General features: G+C 63.8%; 19 protein-coding genes. 12 read left to right on the top strand and 7 right to left on the bottom strand.

The features are described 5' to 3' along the window. The first annotated feature begins 39 nt into the window (after positions 1–39). The 6 genes from MUB52_RS07905 to MUB52_RS07880 all read left to right on the top strand — a co-directional run bounded on the left by MUB52_RS07905 (position 40) and on the right by MUB52_RS07880 (position 4,502). Positions 40–1,086 carry a putative urea ABC transporter substrate-binding protein gene (locus tag MUB52_RS07905; protein WP_263843668.1) on the top strand — a complete coding sequence of 349 codons (1,047 nt, stop codon included), beginning with the start codon at positions 40–42 and terminating at the stop codon, positions 1,084–1,086. An 86-nt stretch (positions 1,087–1,172) separates the two neighbouring features. Beyond that, positions 1,173–1,937 (top strand): ABC transporter permease, encoded by a 765-nt coding sequence (locus MUB52_RS07900; protein ID WP_263843667.1) that lies wholly within the window; start codon positions 1,173–1,175, stop codon positions 1,935–1,937. Further along, positions 1,934–2,701 carry an ATP-binding cassette domain-containing protein gene (locus MUB52_RS07895; RefSeq protein ID WP_263843666.1) on the top strand — a complete coding sequence of 256 codons (768 nt, stop codon included), beginning with the start codon at positions 1,934–1,936 and terminating at the stop codon, positions 2,699–2,701. Before MUB52_RS07900 ends, MUB52_RS07895 begins: the two co-directional genes overlap by 4 nt. Further along, positions 2,682–3,926: an agmatinase family protein gene (locus tag MUB52_RS07890; protein WP_263843665.1), complete on the top strand. Its 1,245-nt coding sequence runs from the start codon at positions 2,682–2,684 to the stop codon at positions 3,924–3,926. Before MUB52_RS07895 ends, MUB52_RS07890 begins: the two co-directional genes overlap by 20 nt. After that, entirely contained in the window at positions 3,916–4,347 is a 432-nt protein-coding gene (locus MUB52_RS07885) for a hypothetical protein (RefSeq protein ID WP_263843664.1), read from the top strand. The genes MUB52_RS07890 and MUB52_RS07885 overlap by 11 nt, the downstream gene beginning before the upstream one ends. Further along, positions 4,344–4,502, top strand: a complete 159-nt coding sequence (locus MUB52_RS07880) for a hypothetical protein (protein ID WP_263843663.1) — start codon at positions 4,344–4,346, stop codon at positions 4,500–4,502. The genes MUB52_RS07885 and MUB52_RS07880 overlap by 4 nt, the downstream gene beginning before the upstream one ends. A gap of 47 nt (positions 4,503–4,549) precedes the next feature. On the opposite strand, the gene MUB52_RS07875 is transcribed toward MUB52_RS07880, so the two are convergent. Continuing rightward, on the bottom strand, positions 4,550–6,433 hold the full coding sequence (locus MUB52_RS07875; protein WP_263843662.1) for an SLC13 family permease: 1,884 nt from the start codon (positions 6,431–6,433) through the stop codon (positions 4,550–4,552). A gap of 195 nt (positions 6,434–6,628) precedes the next feature. Between MUB52_RS07875 and MUB52_RS07870 the strand changes: the two genes are divergently transcribed. The 4 genes from MUB52_RS07870 to MUB52_RS07855 all read left to right on the top strand — a co-directional run bounded on the left by MUB52_RS07870 (position 6,629) and on the right by MUB52_RS07855 (position 10,665). After that, a complete protein-coding gene (locus tag MUB52_RS07870; protein ID WP_263843661.1) occupies positions 6,629–7,483 on the top strand; it encodes a universal stress protein in 855 nt (284 codons plus the stop codon). A gap of 126 nt (positions 7,484–7,609) precedes the next feature. Beyond that, complete coding sequence (locus tag MUB52_RS07865) at positions 7,610–8,581, top strand: Bug family tripartite tricarboxylate transporter substrate binding protein (protein ID WP_263843660.1); 972 nt, start codon at positions 7,610–7,612, stop codon at positions 8,579–8,581. Between the two features lie 37 nt (positions 8,582–8,618). Then, a complete protein-coding gene (locus tag MUB52_RS07860) occupies positions 8,619–9,122 on the top strand; it encodes a tripartite tricarboxylate transporter TctB family protein (RefSeq protein ID WP_263843659.1) in 504 nt (167 codons plus the stop codon). A 31-nt stretch (positions 9,123–9,153) separates the two neighbouring features. Next, positions 9,154–10,665 (top strand): tripartite tricarboxylate transporter permease, encoded by a 1,512-nt coding sequence (locus MUB52_RS07855; protein WP_263843658.1) that lies wholly within the window; start codon positions 9,154–9,156, stop codon positions 10,663–10,665. Here MUB52_RS07855 and MUB52_RS07850 read toward each other — a convergent pair. Both MUB52_RS07850 and MUB52_RS07845 read right to left on the bottom strand, forming a co-directional pair. Then, a complete protein-coding gene (locus tag MUB52_RS07850) occupies positions 10,656–11,633 on the bottom strand; it encodes a 2-dehydropantoate 2-reductase (protein ID WP_263843657.1) in 978 nt (325 codons plus the stop codon). The genes MUB52_RS07855 and MUB52_RS07850 overlap by 10 nt on opposite strands. Beyond that, positions 11,630–13,174: an acyl--CoA ligase gene (locus MUB52_RS07845; RefSeq protein ID WP_263843656.1), complete on the bottom strand. Its 1,545-nt coding sequence runs from the start codon at positions 13,172–13,174 to the stop codon at positions 11,630–11,632. Before MUB52_RS07845 ends, MUB52_RS07850 begins: the two co-directional genes overlap by 4 nt. A 191-nt stretch (positions 13,175–13,365) precedes the next feature. On the opposite strand from MUB52_RS07845, the gene MUB52_RS07840 reads away from it, so the two are divergent. Next, positions 13,366–14,337: a pyridoxal-phosphate dependent enzyme gene (locus MUB52_RS07840; RefSeq protein ID WP_263843655.1), complete on the top strand. Its 972-nt coding sequence runs from the start codon at positions 13,366–13,368 to the stop codon at positions 14,335–14,337. Then, positions 14,334–14,969: a helix-turn-helix transcriptional regulator gene (locus MUB52_RS07835; protein ID WP_263843654.1), complete on the top strand. Its 636-nt coding sequence runs from the start codon at positions 14,334–14,336 to the stop codon at positions 14,967–14,969. Before MUB52_RS07840 ends, MUB52_RS07835 begins: the two co-directional genes overlap by 4 nt. 54 nt (positions 14,970–15,023) lie before the next feature. Here the strand turns inward: MUB52_RS07835 and MUB52_RS07830 are convergent, their stop codons facing one another. From MUB52_RS07830 to MUB52_RS07815, 4 genes are all read right to left on the bottom strand, one after another. After that, positions 15,024–16,163: a substrate-binding domain-containing protein gene (locus MUB52_RS07830; RefSeq protein WP_263843653.1), complete on the bottom strand. Its 1,140-nt coding sequence runs from the start codon at positions 16,161–16,163 to the stop codon at positions 15,024–15,026. A 68-nt stretch (positions 16,164–16,231) separates the two neighbouring features. Then, the gene (locus tag MUB52_RS07825; RefSeq protein ID WP_263843652.1) at positions 16,232–17,350 is read right to left on the bottom strand and encodes an ABC transporter permease; all 1,119 of its coding nucleotides are present in this window, start codon (positions 17,348–17,350) and stop codon (positions 16,232–16,234) included. After that, positions 17,350–18,105: an ATP-binding cassette domain-containing protein gene (locus MUB52_RS07820; RefSeq protein WP_263843651.1), complete on the bottom strand. Its 756-nt coding sequence runs from the start codon at positions 18,103–18,105 to the stop codon at positions 17,350–17,352. The genes MUB52_RS07825 and MUB52_RS07820 overlap by 1 nt, the downstream gene beginning before the upstream one ends. 112 nt (positions 18,106–18,217) lie before the next feature. Further along, on the bottom strand, positions 18,218–19,258 hold the full coding sequence (locus tag MUB52_RS07815) for a substrate-binding domain-containing protein (protein WP_263843650.1): 1,041 nt from the start codon (positions 19,256–19,258) through the stop codon (positions 18,218–18,220). Positions 19,259–19,283 lie beyond the last annotated feature (25 nt).

Below are 19,283 nucleotides of genomic sequence, written 5' to 3'. Positions count from 1 at the left end.
GCGGTCATTCCATTCGACAAGAACCAATGGGGACCGAAAATGAAGAAACTGACAGCATTGACCGCAGTCGCCCTGTGCCTGAGCACGGGCGCCTTCGCGCAGGAAAAGACCGAGTTCAAGGTGGCCTGGTCGATCTACGTGGGCTGGATGCCCTGGGGCTATCTGGAAGAGAGCGGCATCATGGATAAATGGGCCGACAAATACGGGATCGACGTCGAGATCGTTCAGATCAACGACTATATCGAGTCGATCAACCAATATACGGCGGGCCAGTTCGATGGGGTTTCGGCCACCAATATGGACACGCTCTCGATCCCCGCAGGCGGCGGTGTGGACACCACGGCGCTGATCGTGGGTGACTACTCCGACGGCAATGACGCGGTGATCCTGAAGGGCGACGGCGATCTGACCAGCCTTGCTGACAAGCCGGTGAACCTGGTGGAACTATCCGTCTCGCATTACCTGCTGGCGCGGGGGCTCGACAGTGTCGGGCTCTCCGAGGCCGATCTGGGCGGGGTGATCAACACCTCCGATGCAGATATGATCGCGGCCTTCTCCACCGACGACGTGCAGGCGGTGGTGACGTGGAACCCGCTGGTGTCCTCGATCCTCGAAGATCCAACCGCCACCAAGCTTTTTGACAGCTCCGACATCCCTGGCGAGATCATCGACCTGATGGTCGTGAACACCGAAACGCTGGAGGCGAACCCGGATTTCGGCAAGGCGATGGCGGGGGCCTGGTATGAGGTCATGGGGCTGATGGCCGCAGGCGACGAAGAGGTGCTGACGGCGATGGCCGAGGCATCCGGCACCGACCTTGCAGGCTATAAGGCGCAGCTCGCCTCGACCGAGATGTTCTACGACCCGGCGGATGCTGTGGCTTTCGCCTCCAGCGCCGATTTGCCGAAGACCATGGTCAGCGTGGCCGAGTTCCTCTTTGACAAGGGCATCCTTGGCGAAGGCGCGCCTTCGGCTGATTTCGTCGGCGTCGCCTACCCCGATGGCAGTGTGACCGGAGATGAGAACAACGTGATGTTCCGCTTTGACACCACATACATGCAAATGGCCGCCGACGGCAGCCTGTAAGAACGCGCCCCGGACTTGATCCGGGGCCTCTTGCTCCGATGCGCCTGATCAATATCAAACCGAGCCGGCCGCTTGCGGTGTTCCTCATGCTCCTGCCCTTCGCGGCAGTGGTCGTGGCCTATGCCATCGGCTCGGAGATCCGGCTGGCCGCGAACCCGTCCGACAAGCTGCTGCCCGCGCCCAGCACGGTCTGGGACACGGCGGTGCGGCTGATCACGGAAGCAGACCGGCGCAGCGGGCGCATCCTCTTCTGGCATGACACCTGGGCCAGTCTGCAACGGCTGGCGCTCGGCATCGGCATCTCGGCCTTCATCGGGCTGGTCTTCGGGCTGGCCATCGGCCTCTTGCCCCTGATGCGCAGCTTTCTGGCACAATTCGTGGCCGTCCTCTCGATGATCCCGCCGCTTGCCCTGCTGCCGATCCTCTTCATCGTCTTCGGCCTCGGCGAACTGTCGAAGGTCGTGCTGATCGTGGTGGGCACCCTGCCGTTTCTGATCCGCGACCTCAGCCAGCGTGTGATCGAGGTGCCTCAGGAGATGATCGTTAAGGCGCAGACGCTCGGCGCCTCCAGCTGGGTCATCGCCCTGCGCGTGGCCCTTCCGCAGCTGATGCCGCGCCTGATCCTTGCCGTGCGCCTTTCGCTGGGCCCCGCGTGGCTCTTCCTGATCGCCGCCGAGGCCATCGCCTCGGACCTTGGCCTCGGCTACCGCATCTTCCTTGTCCGCCGCTATCTCGCGATGGATGTGATCCTGACGTACGTCATCTGGATCACCCTGCTCGCCTTCCTGATCGACTGGGCCCTGCGCTGGCTCTCACGACGGTTCTTCCCCTGGGCGGAGGAGGGCTTGTGAGCTTCGTCACCGTTCAAAACATCTTTCAGACCTATGGTCGGCGCTCGATCATCGAACGGGTCAACATGGAGGCGGACGAAGGCGAGTTTGTCTCCATTGTCGGGGCCTCGGGCTGTGGCAAGTCTACCTTCCTGCGGCTGCTGCTGGCGCAGGAACGGCCGACGCGGGGCGAGATTCGCATCGCAGGCGCAGAACCGGCGCGCGAGCCGGGGCTCGACCGGGGAATTGTGTTTCAGCGCTATTCCGTCTTTCCGCATATGACCGTGCGCGAAAACATCGTTGCAGGCGAAAGCTTCCGCAGCCCCTGGGGCCGGTTCTTCGGCGCGGCCCGCACAGAGGCGCAGACCCGCGCCGATGAGACCCTCACCCGCATCGGGCTCGACCATGTGGCGGATCAGTATCCCGCCACGCTCTCCGGGGGCATGCAGCAGAGGCTGGCCATCGGGCAGGCGCTGACCGCAAAGCCCCGCGTACTGCTGCTCGACGAACCCTTCGGCGCACTCGATCCCGGAACGCGACTGTCGATGCACGACTTCCTGCAGGACCTGCGGGCGGAGACGGGCATGACGGTCTTCATGGTCACCCATGACCTTGAAGAGGCCTTCAAGCTCGGCGACCGGGTTCTGGTCTTCGACAAGCCGCGCTGGGACCCGCATGACCCCAACCTCTATGGGGCCACGATCACCTACGACTTCGACGCCCGCGATGGCGGCATCCCGTTCCAAACCATCAAGGAGGACACCCATGTTCTGCACCCCGCGTGAGCGCTCGCGCTCGCACCACCCGGCCGACCAGAGGCGCCGCGAAGCGCACCGCCACCACCCGGACCTGACCAAGCTGCGCGGCTGGAAGGCGATGCAGGCCGAGGGCGATATCCCCGAAAGCGGCTGGGAGCAGGAGAAGAAGTGGGCGCTGCGCATGGGGCTGACCGGCGCAGACAGCATCGAGGACAAGTCGATCCCTACCTTCGCGCGGGGCGAGTTGCCGCATTACGCCGGGATCAACACCTTTCTCAAGGCGCCTTACGCCGAGGACGTGACGGAGGTGAAGGACTATGACGCCACGGTGCTGGGCATCCCCTTTGACGGCGGCACGACCTACCGCGCGGGCACGCGGTTCGGGCCGCAGGGCGTGCGCAAGATCTCGGCGCTCTACACGCCCTACAACTACGAAATGGGCATCGACCTGCGCGAGCAGATGACGCTCTGCGATGCAGGCGATGTCTTCACCATCCCAGCCAATATCGAGAAGACCTTTGATCAGATCAGCCGTGCGGTCAGCCACGTCGCGTCGTCGGGGTCTTTGCCGATCATGATCGGGGGCGACCATTCCATCGGTTTTCCCTGCGTGCGCGGCATCGCTGAATGCACCTCGAAGAAGATCGGGATCGTACATTTCGACCGCCATGCGGACATTCAGGAGAAGGATCTGGACGAGCGGATGCATACGACGCCATGGTTCCACTCCACCAACCTGCCCAATGTGCCCGCGAAGAACCTCGTGCAGGTGGGCATCGGCGGCTGGCAAGTCCCGCGCGAGGCGGTGAAGGTCGCCCGCGAGCGCGAGACCAACATCATCACCATGGGCGACATGGAGAAGATGGGCGTCGACAAGACCGCCGAGATGGCGCTGGAGATGGCCTGGGACGGGGTCGACATGGTCTATATGTCCTTCGATATCGACAGCATCGACTGCGGCTTTGTACCGGGCACCGGTTGGCCCGAACCCGGCGGCTTCCTGCCGCGCGAGGCGCTGGCGCTCGCCTCGAAAGTGGCCGCCGAGGGCATCTGCGGCATGGAGCTGGTTGAGGTTGCCCCGCCCTACGACCAGTCGGAGATCACGGCCCTCATGGGCACGCGGGTGATCGTCGATGTGCTGGGCTCGCTGGTCGCCGCAGGCAAGATGGGCGCGCACAAGCGGCACATCGATAAGCCGGTCGAGATCCCCCATGGCGAATTTGAAGGAAAGAGGTGGTCCAATGCCACATGATCACGCGCCCGGACATATCGGCCACAACCATGACCATCCTGACCACCTGCACAGCCATATGCACGAGGCCGATGGTGCGGCAGACCTACAGGTGCTCACCGAGCAGTTCATCGACGGGTTCATCGCGGCGAAGGACAAGATGTCGTATCTGCGCATCGCCGGTGTGCCGCTGGAGATCGAGGCGCCGGGGGGCGGGCCGTCGATGAAGCTGGTCGATGTGACCCTGACCACCGAATGGCAGGTGGGCACGGCCTCGCCGTCCTTCGGCTCGCGCGAGCTGAGCTATCTGCCCTACCCCGGCGAGATGGTGACCGAGCGCACCAACATGGGCTTCGTCTATGTCTCGCTCGAGGCAAAGCAGGTCACGGACCTGCGCAGTTTTCTCCAAACCCACCCTGCTTCCGGAAAGGACACCACATGAAGCACCTCTCCTTCCTTCTGGCGCTTGTCGCCACACCGGCCCTCGCACACCACGAGCCGGAGGTCGCTACCGCCTCGCCGGCTGGCCTCGTCGCCGGTCTGGTGCTCATGACCCTCGCGGCCACCGTCGCACTGCGCCTGCGTCGCGTACGGTAGCGCATGCCGCCGCCAGCCCGATCCGGCTGGCGGCAATTGCGGTTCACTCAGAACACCACGTTCATCATCAGCAGCGAGACGACAAGGAAGAGGATCGTCATGATCCCGCCGCTCTTCATGAAATCCGTCACCTTGTAACCGGCCGGCCCCATGATCAGCGCATTCACTTGATGCGTGGGGATCAGGAAGGAGTTGGACGTGGAGATCGCAACGGTCAACGCAAAGATCGCAGGATCGCCACCCGCCGCAACGGCAATGGAGACCGCAAGCGGCACCAGCAGCACCGTCGCCCCGACATTCGACATGATCAGGGTGAAGGCGGTGGCCAGCACTGCAATCCCGGCCTGCAAGGACCAGAGCGGCCAGCCGTTGAGCAGGGTCAGGATCTGCTGTGCGATCCACTCGGCGGTGCCCGTGGTCTGCACCGCCTGACCCAGCGGGATCAGACTGGCCAGCAGAAACACCGTGCTCCAACTGACGGCCGCATAGGCGTCGTCGATATCGAGGACACCGGTCAGGATCATGCCCACCGCCCCGGTGAGCAGGCACAGCGAGAGCCGCAGATCCGTAAACAGGATCAGCGAGATCGAAATGATGAAGAACAAGAGCGCCCAGCCCACCTTCTTGGGACGCAGCTCTTCCTGCGGGAAGTTGGTTGTGACCACCACGAAATCGCGGTCGCGGGTCAGCCGGGTCAGCGCCTCCCAGGTGCTGTGAATGACCAACGTGTCGCCTGCGTGAAAAGGCACCTCGCCTACGGCGGTGGGCGCATGGTCGTCGGTCTCCACATAGCTCATGGTCTCTTCGTCACGGTGGATGGCCAGAAGGCTGGCACCATAGGTCTTGCGGAACACCAGATCATGCGCGCATTTGCCGATCACGGACGAGCCGGGCGGGATCACCATCTCCGCCACTCCGGATTTGGTGGGGGCATAATCCTCGGCAAAGACGTCGAGTTGCGGGTGCAGAACATAACCGCCCTCGGCCACCATCTGGTCGATGACCTTCTTGCGTCCGAGGATCGCCAGCCGGCAGGGCGCGGTGATCTGGGTCTGGATGACCGGCGCGAACCAGCGCTTTCCCCGGTACGCGCTGCCAATGATATAGACGTGATAGCGCTGCATCACGTCGTCGAAGGTTTCGCCGACGCACGGGTGGCCTTCGGGTACTGAGATTTCAAAGATGTCCGTTTTCAGCCCGTAGATGTTCTTGAGGTAGTCCTTCAGGGAGGTTGCGCTGGTCGCCTCGCCCTCCTTGCGGCCTGCGGGCAGCACCCAGCGCCCGAAGACGACGAAATAGAGGATCCCCGTGATCACCAGCGAAATCCCGACGGGTGTGACCGAGAACAGCCCGAAGGGCGCCATCTGCTGGTCCTCGGGCAGCGCCTCGTTCGCGCTCAGCAGCAAATCGTTGAGCAGGATCAGCGGCGAGGAGCCCACCATCGTCATCGTCCCGCCGAGAATGGCGCAGAAGCCCATGGGCATCAGCAGGCGGCTGAGGGGCAATTCCGTCCGGACCGAAATCCGGCTGACCACCGGCAGGAAGAGCGCGGCCGCACCCACGTTCTGCATGAAAGATGAGATCACCCCCACGGTTCCAGAGATGATCGGGATAATCCGCGTTTCCGTCTTGCCGCCATGCTTGAGAATGACCGAGGCGACCTTGCTCATCAGCCCGGTCTTGTCGAGCCCCGCACCGATGATCATGACTGCGATGATCGACACCACCGCGTTCGAGGCCAGACCGTCGAAAAGGCGGCTGACATCGGCCAGAGAGCTCAGCGCAGGCAGCTGGCTGAGCAATCCGAGCAGCACCATGACCATGATCGCAGCCAAGTCGATGCGGACGATTTCGGAGACAAACAGGAAGACCGTAAATGCCAGCAGGCCGAGCACCACCGACATCTCCAGCGTAAGGCTTATGGGTTCCACTGCTCAATTCTCCCTTGATTTTTGTTACCATCCAAAGGTCGGTTTGCGCAATAATATGTCCGGGTCAGTACTCTTTTGCTGCGAATGGCCTATCTTGTGCGCCTCGGGTCCCTTCGGAGCATTGGGAGTACGCATACGTATGTTGTGTCCGATGGCTCGACCTGCTGAACCACTTTTGCCCGGAAGGCATGCAAGATGTTGAGAAAGATACTGGTTCCCGTGAGGGGAGATGGGCTGGTCGAGACAGTCCTGAGGCACGCCGCAACACTGGCGCAGTACCATCGGGCCCACATCGTTATCGCGCATTGCCGGGCGCGCGGGGAGGACCTGATGCCCTATGGCGTGCCAATGCCCTCCTTCGCCCGCAAGACGATGATGAAGCAGGCCCAGGAACTTGCCGACCAGCAGGAGCAGGCTCTGCGCGAGGATCTGCACAGGCTTGCCCAAACGCTGGATCTGGACGAGACCAAGGCGGCGACCGAGGCAGTCACAACCGTGGAATTCATCGAAGAGCACGGGCGCATGGCGGATGTGATCAAGCACAACGGCCGGTTGGCTGACCTGATCGTCGTGGCCAAGCCGGACCGGGACAGGAACCTGGGCACCAACTCTCTCAAGTCCGCGCTGTTCCAGACCGGGCGCCCGGTTCTCATGTGCCCGACCGGCGGCGCGGTCCCGACCGACTTCGGCGACCGGGTTGCCATTGCCTGGAACGGCTCGCTTGAGGCGTCGCGCAGCGTGGCACTCACACTGGACCTTGTTGCGGCTGCAGGCTCGGTTGTCATCCTCGCCGGCGGCAGCGGCGAGCCGCACGGCGCCACCGCGGAAGAGCTTGTCGACTACTACAAGCTGCGCAACATCTCGGCTGAGATCCAGCGCTTCGATGCGCAGTCACCGGGGGCAGTTTTGCTCGACAAGGCGAAGGCCTCAGGCGCGGGCCTTCTGGTGATGGGCGCCTATAGCGCGAGCCACGAACGCGAAACTCTTTTTGGCGGAAATACACAAGAGGTTGTAGATCAAGCTGACATTCCCGTTGTGCTGGCGCATTAAGACCTCAAGCGCAATAAAATAATGGTTGAAATCGGGATGGCGCAAGATAGTTACTTTCTCATCAGTGGCGCGGAGGGGTTTGGCGCCAACAGGCCAGGCCCAACAAGATAAATTGGAGGAGCTGATATGAGAGTCACGAAACGTCATCTTTTGGGTGGTCTTGCGGCCGGTCTTCTGGTCACTGCGCCGGGGTTTGCCTTTGCCGACGGATGGCAGCCAAGAAAGCCGATCGACTTCACCATCATGGCCGGGCCGGGCGGCGGCGCCGACCAGATTGCACGTTTCATTCAGTCTGTGGCCGAGAAGAAGGACCTGACAAACCGGCCATTGGTGCCCAACAACAAGGGTGGCGGCTCTGGCGCCGAGGCTCTGATCCATGTCAGCGGCACAAACGACCCCGACCACACGATCCTCGTCACGCTGAACTCGTTCTTCACCACGCCGCTGCGGCAGGCGAACCTCGGCATCGATATCCAGACCTTCACACCGATCGCCATGATGGGCGTCGACCCCTTCGTGCTCTGGGTGCATAAGGATTCTGGCATCACGACCTTCGAGGAATACGTCGAGGAAGTGAAATCCATGAACGGTGAATTCGTCATGGGCGGCACCGGAGCGGGTCAGGAGGATTCCATCGTGATCGCCTATATGTCCGACGCCTTCGATCTCGACATCAAATACATCCCCTATGACGGCGGCGGCGCCGTCGCCAAGGATTTGGCAGGCAAGCAGATCATGGCGACCGTGAACAACCCCGCCGAAGCCAAGGGTTTCTACGAGGCCGGCGACTTCGTGCCGCTGCTTGCCTTCTCGGACGAACGCATGCCGGCCTATCCGGATGTGCCAACGATCAAGGAGAAAGGGCACGATTTCTCGTACTATAACCAACGGGCGGTTGTGGGTGCCCCGGGCATGTCGGAGGACGCCGCGGCCTACTACCGCGATGTCTTCACCCAGATCTTCGAAAGCGAAGAATGGCAGGGGTATCTGGAGTCCGAAAGCCTGTCGCCGCTGTGGATGAACGCCGCAGAGCAGCAGGACTACTGGGGCCTTCAGGTCGAGAACCACAAGAAGCTGCTGGCCGCCCTCGGCGAGTAAGCCGGCCATAGTTTGACCACAAGAAGACGAGGGCCAGATGCGTAACGGCGAGATCGTAACCGCGGGCATTCTGGCCCTTTTCTCGCTCTACCTGATGTGGAAGAGCACAGAGCTGCCGGTGGGCTACATCGCTGGTCAAGGCCCCGGCGGCGGGGCCTGGCCGTTTTGGCTGTCGCTCATCATGCTGTTGTGCTGTGGGATGATCGCCTTCAACTGGTGGCGCGGGACCAGCCCGCCATCGCAATCAACCGAGCCGGTGCTGGACGCGCATGGCTGGCGCATGCTGATCATGGTGGGTGGCGGCATCGTGGTATTTGTCGGCCTCGTCAACATCATCTCGATGTATGGGGCGGTCGCGGTCTTCCTGCTGTACTACGTCAAATATCTGGGACGGCACGGGTGGGGCCTGAGCCTTGCGCTGGCGCTGATCACACCGCTGGTCTTTTTCTTCTTCTTCGAGGGCGCGATGCGGATCACCATGCCAACAGGCATGCCGTTCACCGACCCCGTGTTCGATATCCTCTACGAGATCATCTACTGACCGCCCCGCTTGTTAAGGACCTCGGCTGATCATGGACATCCTTGCGCTTCTCGCTGACGGCATGCTGCTGGCCTTGCAGCCCCTGAACCTCACCATGATCGTGATCGGTGTCAGCGTGGGCCTGCTGATCGGTGCCATGCCGGGTCTGGGTTCGGTCAACGGGGTGGCGATCCTGCTGCCGGTGACCTTTCTGGTTCCGCCCAACTCGGCGATCATCTTTCTCGCCGCGATCTACTATGGCGCGATGTACGGCGGGGCGATCTCCTCGGTGACCTTGGGCATTCCGGGCGCCTCTACGGCGGTGGCAACCACTTTCGACGGGCGGCCCCTGGCGCGGCAAGGGCGGGCGAGCCTCGCGCTGGTCACAGCCGCACTCGCCTCCTTCGTCGGCGGCACCATCGCCAATATGCTCTTCACGCTCTTCGCGCCCGCCCTCGCCTCCGTTGCACTGTCCTTCGGCCCGCCCGAGGTGTTTGCGCTGATGCTGCTGGCCTTCGCCACCTTCGTGGGTCTGGGCGGCGATGACATTCCGAAGACGATCTTCTCAATCTGTTTCGGCCTCGTTCTCGGCGCGGTCGGATTCGATCAGATTTCAGGCGCGCCCCGCCTCGTTCTCTTCGAGATGAACGGCTTTCTTCAGGGCATCGGCTTTCTGGTGCTCGCCATCGGCGTCTATGGGATCGGCGAGATGCTCTGGACGATCGAGCAGTCCCGCGGCGAGGTGAGCAAGACGACCCCGAAAATGACCGTGAAGGGCATGGCCGCGGACGCCAAGGAAGCCACGAAACGCGGTTGGAAGGGCACCTTCGTCGGATCTTTCCTCGGCTTTTTCGTCGGCGTCCTACCCGCGGCAGGTGCAACGCCGGGATCGCTCATGTCCTACGGGGTGGCCAAGATGATCTCGCGCAAGCCCGAGACCTTCGGGCAAGGCAACCCCGATGGCGTGGCAGCCCCCGAGGCCGCCAACAACTCCGCGTCGACCGGATCCATGCTGCCCATGCTGACGCTCGGCATTCCCGGATCGCCCACAACCGCGATCCTACTGGGTGGCATGGTGATCTGGGGGCTGGTGCCCGGGCCGCGGCTCTTCGTGGATGAGACCGAGTTCGTCTGGGGTCTGATCGGGTCCTTCTATGTGTCGAATGCGGCGGCGGTGCTGATCAACCTCGCCTTCATACCTCTTTTCATCTGGATGCTGCGGATGCCGTTCACGGTGCTCGCTCCGATGATCTTCGTGCTCTCCATCGTCGGCGGCTATGCCGCCACGCGCGACATGTTCGACATCTGGCTCATGGTAATTTTCGGGATCGGCGCCTTTTTCCTGCGCAAGTTCGACTATCCGCTGGCCCCCGCCGTTCTCGCGATCGTTCTCGGGCCTATCGCCGAGCCGACCCTGCGCCAGTCGCTGCTGCTGTCCTCGGGCGATCCGTCGATCTTCTTTACCCGGCCCATCGCCGGGCCGATCACGGTGATCGCGCTGATCCTGATCTTCCTGCCCGCGTTCAAACTGCTCCGCCGGCGGCGCACGGCAGATCAGGTATAGAGGCCGGCAACCCGCCCCCGCAGCTGGATCAGCCCGAGCACGGTGTCGATGGTCGGGGTCGGCGTGTCGGTGATCCGGCCCAACTCCTGCACCGAACCCACCAGTGCGTCGATCTCCATCGGCCGCCCGGCGTCGAGGTCCTGCAGCATCGAGGTGCGATGCGCGCCCACATCCGCGCCGCCCTGAATGCGCCGGTCCACGTCGATGGGGAACTTCACGCCCAACTTCTCGGCGATCTCCTGCGCTTCCAGCATCATGTTCCGCGCGACTTCACGCGTGCCGGGATCGGTGCAGAGCACGTCCAGCGTGGCATGGGTGAGCGCCGAGATCGGGTTGAACGACAGGTTGCCCCAGAGCTTCACCCAGATCTCGTCGCGCAGCTTGGGCCGCACCGGTGCCTTCAGGCCGGCCGCGCTTAAGGCTTTCGAGAGCGCCAGCGCGCGCTCGGATTTCGACCCGTCCGGTTCACCCAGCGAGAAGCGATTGCCCTCTATGTGCTTGACCACGCCCGGCTCGCTCACCTCGGCGGCTGGATAGACCACGCAGCCCAATACCCGGTCGGGGCCGAAGCCGTTCCACTGCGCGTCGCCCGGGTCGACAGTAGCCAGGCGCGTACCTTCCAGCGGCCCGCCGATCTTGTGAAAGTACCACCAGGGCACGCCGTTCACGCCCGAGACGACGGTCGTTTGCGGCCCGATCAGCGGCTGCATCCGGTCCACAACCGGCGGCACCGAATGCGCCTTCAGCGTCACGATCACATAGTCCTGCGGGCCCAGATCGTTCGGGTCTTCCGAGACGGTGACGGGCACGTTGGTCTGCCCGCTCTCTTCGATCAGCGTGAGCCCGTTGGACTGCATCGCCGCCAAGTGCGGGCCACGGGCGACGAGGCTGACGTCCGCCCCGGCTTGCGCGAGCTTCGCGCCCATGTAGCCGCCGATGGCACCCGCGCCGAAGATACAGATCTTCATGACGCCGCTTCCTTGACCAGCCCGAGCTTCTCGGCCAGGCCGATGCGTTGCAGCTTGCCCGTGGCGCCCTTGGGGATCTCATCGAGGATCACCACCTTACGCGGCACCTTGAAATCAGCCAGCCGTTCGGAGGCAAAGTCCCGGATCGCGCGCTCGCCGATGTCGGCCCCATCCCGCAGCACGATGGCGGCGGCGACCTCTTCGCCCAGCTTGTCATGCGGAACCGCGAAGGTGAGCGCCTGGGCCACATCTGGGTGCGCAGAGAGCACATCGTCCACCTCCAGCGGGCTGACCTTCTCGCCGCCGCGGTTTATGATCTCCTTCAGGCGCCCGGTGAGCGCCAGATAGCCATCCGCATCGAACGCCCCTTGGTCGCCTGTGCGGAACCAGCGCTTGCCCTCCGCCTCGAAGAAGGCGCCGGCATTGGCGGTCGGGTTGTTCTCGTAGCCCGGTGTCACGTTCGGCCCCGAAATCACCACCTCGCCCACTGCTGCAGTGTCGAGCAGCTGCGGCTCGGCCTCATGTGCAATGCGCACCTCGGGGCCGGCGGGCAGCCCGACGGCGCCGGGCTTCTGCACGCCCGGCGGCAGGGGGTTGGAACACATCTGATGCGCGGCCTCGGTCATGCCGTAGCCTTCGATCACCGGCGCGCCGAAGGTTTCGGCCAGCTTGGTCATCACCGGGCCCGGCAATGAGGCGGAGGAGGACCGCAGGAAGCGCAGCCGCGCAGCCTCGATCACATCGGTATTGCGCCCCGCACGCGACAGGATCGCCTGATGCATCGTCGGCACGGCGGTGTACCATGTGGGGTCGGCATCGCGCATCCAGCCGAAGAACTTGAGCGCATCGAAGCCGGGCGCGCACCAGACCTGCCCGCCCGACGCGAAGGTGGCGGAGACGGCCGCAACCAGTCCGTGGATGTGAAAGAGCGGCATCACGTTGAGACACCGATCCTCCGCCGTCAGCGCCAGGGAGGCCGCGATATTGCGCGCCGAAGCCGCCACATTCGATTGCAACAGCGGCACGATCTTGGGCCGGGAGGTCGTCCCGGAGGTGTGCAGGATCAACGCGATGTCGTCGGCACCCGGTTTCGGACCGCCGCGCGCGGTGGATGAGGCGTCCGCACGAAGCTGGAAGCTGCCCGCAGGTGCTGTCGCGTCCGCCTCCAGCCTCAGGATGGCGACGCCCAGCTTCTGGGCCGCAGCACAGGCCGGTCCATTGTCTCCATCCAGAAGAACGATTGCCTTGGCGTTCAGATCCTCGAGATAGAAGGCGAACTCCTCCTCGCGATAAGCGGGGTTGAGCGGCGCGGTCACGGCAGATTGCGCGATGGTGAAGAAGGCGGCGGCCATTTCCGGCCCGTTCGGCAGCACGATTGCCACCCGGTCACCCGTGCCGATGCCTGCCTCAGCGAGTGATACGCCGACCGTCGCCGACAGGTCGCGCAGGCCGTCATATGTCAGCCACGCCCGATCGGGCGCGCCGAGCGCGGGGGCATCGCCCGCATGGTCCGAAATGAGATCGCTTATCGTTTCCGGCACAGTCGTCCTCCCAAGATTGCCGCGTGTGTCGACATAGCCTGATGGTCACGAATCGCAATAGCTGCGTGCCGGATCGACGCCCGGCCGGGCTCGAGTCGCATGTCTCTCGCACTGGACGAATCGTGCAGATATGGACATATCTTCCAGGTTTCGCTAAGCCTTTCCTGATCAGACCTGAGAGGTCATCGCCCATGAGTCCATCGCCTTCCGTCTTGCGGCAAGCCGCGCTGTCCGTGGCAGCGCAACGCCGGATCGCCCCCTACCTGGCCGAGACGCCCTGCATTCCGTCGCGGCGCCACTTTACCGACGGCACGGGGCTGGTCTTCAAGGCCGAGAACCTGCAGCGCACCGGTTCGTTCAAGTTTCGCGGCGCACTGTCCAAGCTGACGGCGCTCGGCCCGGACACCCCGATCATCACCGCGTCATCCGGCAACCACGGGCTGGCGCTGAGCACCGCAGCGCAGATAACGGGCCACGCGTTGAGCGTTGTTCTGCCACACACCGTTGCACGGGAAAAACGCGACAAGATCGAGGCGCTGGGAGTAAGGACGATCCTTCACTCCGACGATTCAGGGCTGGCCGAGCAGCACGCGAGAGCCCTCGCCGAGACCGACGGAAAGATCTATGTCTCGCCCTACAATGACGAAACGGTCATTGCCGGTCAGGGCACCATCGGGCTCGAGCTTCTCCAGCAGGTGCCGAAGCTCGATGTCGTGTTCATCTCGATGGGCGGTGGCGGCCTGATCTCGGGGATCGGATCGGTGTTGAAAGCCTTTTCGCCAGAGACCCGGGTGGTCGGCGTCAGCACGGCAAACTCGGCCGCGCTTGATGCCAGCATCGGAGCAGGTCGGGTGGTGGAGGTGCGCCACCAGGAGACACTGGCCGATGGCTGCGCCGGCGGGATCGACGAGGGCACACTCACGCTGCCCCTCGCCACCGAAGTCATCGACGAGAGGGTCACCTGTTCCGAAGACCAGATCGCCGACGGTGTGCGGGCCCTGGCGTGGGAGGAAAAGATGCTGGTGGAAGGCTCGGCCGGCCTGGCGCTTGCCCCATGGCGTTTGGATCCGGCTCGCTATGCGGGGCTGGCCAGCGCGGTCGTCCTCTGCGGCGCGAATTTCGACCGAGACACGATCCTGCCCGTGATCGCCGCCGGCACATGATGCGCCGGTCCGGTTCGACGCACGCGAGCGTCGTGGACGCGGCCCGCGGGATCGCGCGGCTCTTCTCGCCCTTCTGCGAGGTCATCCTGCATGATCTGCCCTCCGGAACCATCGCCTCGATCGATGGCGCACAGTCGGGCCGGCAGGTGGGCGAGCCATCCTACCTCGAAGAGCTCGGCATCGCGGATTGGACGGAAAATGTGCACGGGCCCTACCGCAAGGTTCTGCCGGACGGCCGCGCGATCAAGTCGATCAGCGTGGTTCTGCGAGACGCAGGCGGCACGCCCGACGCGCTGCTGTGCGTGAACATGGATGTCTCTCAATTCGAAGGGGCACAGGGGCTCCTGGCTGCGCTGACCTCGATCCCTGCAACGGCCGCCACGCATCCACTGGCCAACGACTGGCTGGAGGATTTGCACCAGTTCATCGCCGAATGGTGCGCCCGGCAGGGCGTCCTGTTGAAAGATCTGCGCCATAGCGACCGCAAGGCGCTGATCTCCGAACTGCAGGGGCGGGGCATTTTCGACCGCAAGCGCGCGGCACAGGCAGTCGCGCGGGCCGTGGGCGTCAGCCGCGCCACCGTCTACCAGGATCTGAAGTCAATCTCGGCCGGGACACCCCGGCCAGAGTGAGAGGTGGCAAGGCGAGGTCGGGGCATCTGCGGATACGACGCCCCGACCTGTGACTCAGCGCTCCAGCGCGCCCACGCCGGAGAAGCGGAAGGCCTCCTGCTCCAGCGCGTCGATTTCTTCCAGGCTCATCTGATCATGCGCCACCGTGATCCGGCCAAGGAACACGAAGGGAAGCTCGTCGGCACGCCCTTCCATATCGGCCTTGATCGCCTCGGCGGTGGCAGCACCCACATCGTCACCCATCCGCATCGGTGTGGCGTCGAGCTCACCGCGGCGGATGGCTTCGAGCTCCAGCCCGGTCCCGCCCCAGCCGGTCGAGAAGATGTCCTTCTCCTTGCCCATCGCGATCTGCGCCTCGACCGAGCCCATGGCCATGGCCGTATTGGCGTTGTGGATGATCGTGGCCTCGGGATAGGCCTGCATGATCAGCGATGTGCCCTCGAAGCCGCCTTCGCGCTGGTACTCGCCATAGTGCTCATAGACCGTGGTCCAGCCGGCTTTCTCTTCCACGCAGGCTTTGAAATCACCCGAACGCTGGTTGTCGGTGATGCCGGGGATCCCGCGGTTCATCGCCATCGTGATGCCTTCGCCCAGACGGCCGATCATGTAGTCGCACATGGTCAACGCACCGGCAGCCGAGGAGAAATCGAACCACGCGTCAGGCTGGTTGGTGAGGTCCTTCAACGGCGTATGGAACGCCCAGACGTAAGTGCGGAACCCGTCATTGGCCGACAGCTTGTCGATGTTGTCGGCCTGAATGGCCAATTCGGAGGGGCCGAAGATGACGTAGTCATAGAGATCCGCATCCTGCTCGACCTGGTTTGCATAGGTCGACTGCAAGGAGTGCTCGATCTGGCGGCTGGCAAACTCGGTGGTCTCGTATGTGATGCCGAGCTCGTCGAGCCGCTTGGTCAGCGCCAGATAGTTGCGCGCCCAGAAGTCCGAGGTATCCGCCGACGGGTAGATCAGCGCGATCTGAATCGGCGCGTCCTGCGTGCCGGAGAAGGGCTGGGCAGCGGAGCCGACAACCTCTTGCAGCGCGTCAAGCTTGCCGTCCGCGTTCACCTCATCAGGCACCCAATAGTCGCGCTCGGCGATGTCGGGCAGCTCCTTCAGCGGCAACGGGCCTTGCGCAAGGGCTGCGCCCGTCAAGGCCAGGCCCGCCACGAGCGTGGTGCTCATCAATCGTTTCATTATGGTTCCTCCCTTTCAAAGAATGTGCGGAGCCGCCCGTCAGCGGGCACCTCCGCGAGTCCTGCCGGTCATCCGCTTGGGTTGGGATCACCGGCGAGCATTGCCCCGAGCGCCAGCAAAGCGATCAGGATGCCCAGCAAAGCGGCGCTGAAGCGCAGCATCTTTTGCCCGTCCGGCGTGCGCAGGCCGGACAGCCAGCCGCCTGCCCCGTCACGGTCCTTCTTCTGCATCCAGGCATAGAGCGCGACAGAGCTGACGATCACGACGCCCGACGCGACCGATTGCCAGAAGAACTCGATCCGCAGGGTCACCAGCGCGTTGATCATCATGCTGAGCAGAAGCACCCCCGCAAAAGAGCCCAGCATCGAGGCGCGCCCGCCAAAGAGCGACGTGCCACCGACGACAACCGCGGCAATGACGTGCAGGTTGAAATAGGGTGCGGACGTCGCCTGAATCGCGTTGAGCTTGCCCGTGAGCATCACGCCCGCGAGCGCTGCACAGGCCCCGCAGAGCACATAGGCGTAGACCTTGTGCCGGTTCACCGCGATACCCGTCAGCTCCGCTGCTTCGGGGTTCGACCCGATGGCAATGGTGTAGCGGCCAAAGTAGGTGCGGGTGAGCAGCACGTAGCCCGCGATCATCGTGGCGATCCCGATCAGCACCGGGATCGGGACGAAACCGGGGATCTGGCCCCGCCCCATCTCCGTCAGGAACTCAGGAAAACGCGCGAGAACCAGCCCCTTGGCGAGCACCAGCGCAAAGCCGCGATAGACAAGATCCATCGCCAGGGTGCCGATGAGATCGGGTACGTTGAAGCGCGTGATGATCAGCCCGTTGAGCAGCCCCATGAGCGCCCCCAGCATGATCGCGATGGGCACGGCGACATAGACCGAGAAGCCATACTGCTTGATCAGAAAGGCCATCAGGATGCCGGAGAGCGCGGCAATCGACCCGATTGACAGATCGATGCCGCGCAGCGTGATGACGAAGGTCATCGCCATCGCCATCGGCATGTAGAGCGCTGCATCCAGCAGGATGAGGTTCAGGTTCGTGGCGCGGAAGTACCGCGCAGGCTCGGCGATCCCCATGAAGACCAGGATCGCCAGGATCATCACCATCGGGCCGATGATCGCGATGTAGGGTTCCAGCCGCTCGGTCAGCGGCGCTTTTGCGGTTGCGGTTGTCATCAGGCGGCCTCCTCTGCGCCGACGATCAGGCCGAGCACCTCTTGCGTGTTGCTCTGGGCCGTCACCACGCGCCCGACGCATTGCCCGCGCCGCTGCACATGGATGCGATCCGAGACGGCAAAGACATCGTCGAGCGAATGGCTGATCAGGATCACGGCGAGCCCCTGATCTTTCAGGGTCTGGATCAGTTTCAAGGTTCGCGCGGTCTCTTGCGGACCGAGCGCGGCTGTGGGCTCGTCCATCACCAGCACACGCAGCCCCTCGTGGTAGACGGCGCGCGCGATGGCGACGGCCTGCCGCTGCCCGCCGGAGAGGCTCTCGGTCGGCGCGTCGAGCGACTTGAGCGTCACACCGAGCCGCTCCATCAGCACGCGTTCGGTCTCGCTGCGCATGCGCTTGTTGTCGAGCATGGGCACACCGAAGACCGTCTTGGTGAGCTCGTTTCCGAGGAACATGTTGGCGGCCGGGTCGAGGTGATCGGCCAGCGCGAGGGTCTGATAGACCGCGTCGATGCCCATCTCGATGGCTTCGGCGTGGCTCGCGAAATCCACCTTCTGCCCGGCCAGGAAGATCTCGCCCTCGGTGGGTTGATAGACGCCGGTCAGCACCTTGATGAGCGTGGACTTGCCCGCGCCGTTGTCTCCCACGATGGCCAGAACTTCGCCAGCATGGGCGTCGAGATCGACGTTCGACAGCGCGGTCACACCGCCGAAGCGCTTGGTGATCCCACGCATTTTCACAAGAGGGTCAGACAAGGGTGTCTCCTTGATCTTGATCGGATTTCAGTCGCACGGCGCCCCATGGTCCGCGATGTCGGGCAAGAGCAGGGTCTCCATCCGCAGACAGAGACCCCCTGGGAGTTGGAGCTTACTTGCCCCAAATCTCGGCGTAGGCTTCGCGGTAGGGAATGTCCGGATCGAAGGCATTGCCGTCACCCAGCTTAGCCAGACCTTCCGCCGTCACCAGCGCAGGCGCGGTGACGTAGCCCGAGCAAGCTTCGCCCTGGATCGCGCGGTTCAGCTCATCCACCAGCTGCCAGCCTTGCAGATTCAGCGGCTCCGCCACCGTGATCGCCTGATAGCCGCCCGAGCGAATCCGCTGGAAGGCCGCTTCCGAGCCATCCCCGGCCGAGCCCGCCTGCGGCCCCTTTTCCGGCGCAAGACCTGCCGCGGCGAGCGACGGGCCCATGAAGTCGAAGTAGAGGTCGTTGATCGCCAGCGCATGGGTCCAGCTGTCGCCGTACTTCTGCAGGAGGCTGGTGGTCAGCGGGCCCATCCGGCTCGATGTATCGGCGATGGGAGTGTCAACGTACTCCAGCACCGTTCCGCCCGCAGCCTCGACCGTCTCTTTCAGGCGGTCCGCCTTGTCGATCGCGATCTGGTAGGTGCTGTCGGTGAAGATCACCACGCCGATCTCCTCGCCGCCGTCTTCCAGCGCCCATTTCGCCGCCACTTCGGACACGGTCATGGCGTCGGTGGAGACATTGGCGAAGATCCCGCCCGGCGCGTCGCAGCCGATCTTGGGGCCGGAGTGCCAGGCGACCATCGGGATGCTGGCGGATACGACGCCTTCCAGGGCCGCCTGTTGTTCAACCGCATCGAAGCCGTTGATGATGATCCCATCGGGTTGCAAAGCCAGTGCCTGGCCGATGGCACCCGTACGCCCCTGGATGGAGCCGGCGCCATCGAGCACCCGCACCTCCCAGCCGATCCTCGCGGCGGCTTCTTCGACACCTTCGGTCACACCGAGAATGCCGCCGTTCTTAAGATCGCCCGCGACCACGACGATCGACTTGCCCTCCGCCGCCGCCGGCCCGGTTGTCGGACCGTCCCAGTCGGCGGCCAGACCCGGCGCCGCCGTCAGCATTGTGGTTGCGGCCAGTGCGGCCAGGAATGTTCTCTTCTTCATGGTTTCCTCCCTTGAAACAAAAAGA

The organism is Roseobacter sinensis (assembly GCF_025755255.1).
Classification (GTDB): domain Bacteria; phylum Pseudomonadota; class Alphaproteobacteria; order Rhodobacterales; family Rhodobacteraceae; genus Roseobacter; species Roseobacter sinensis.
This window is presented reverse-complemented; position numbering and strand designations above follow the sequence as displayed.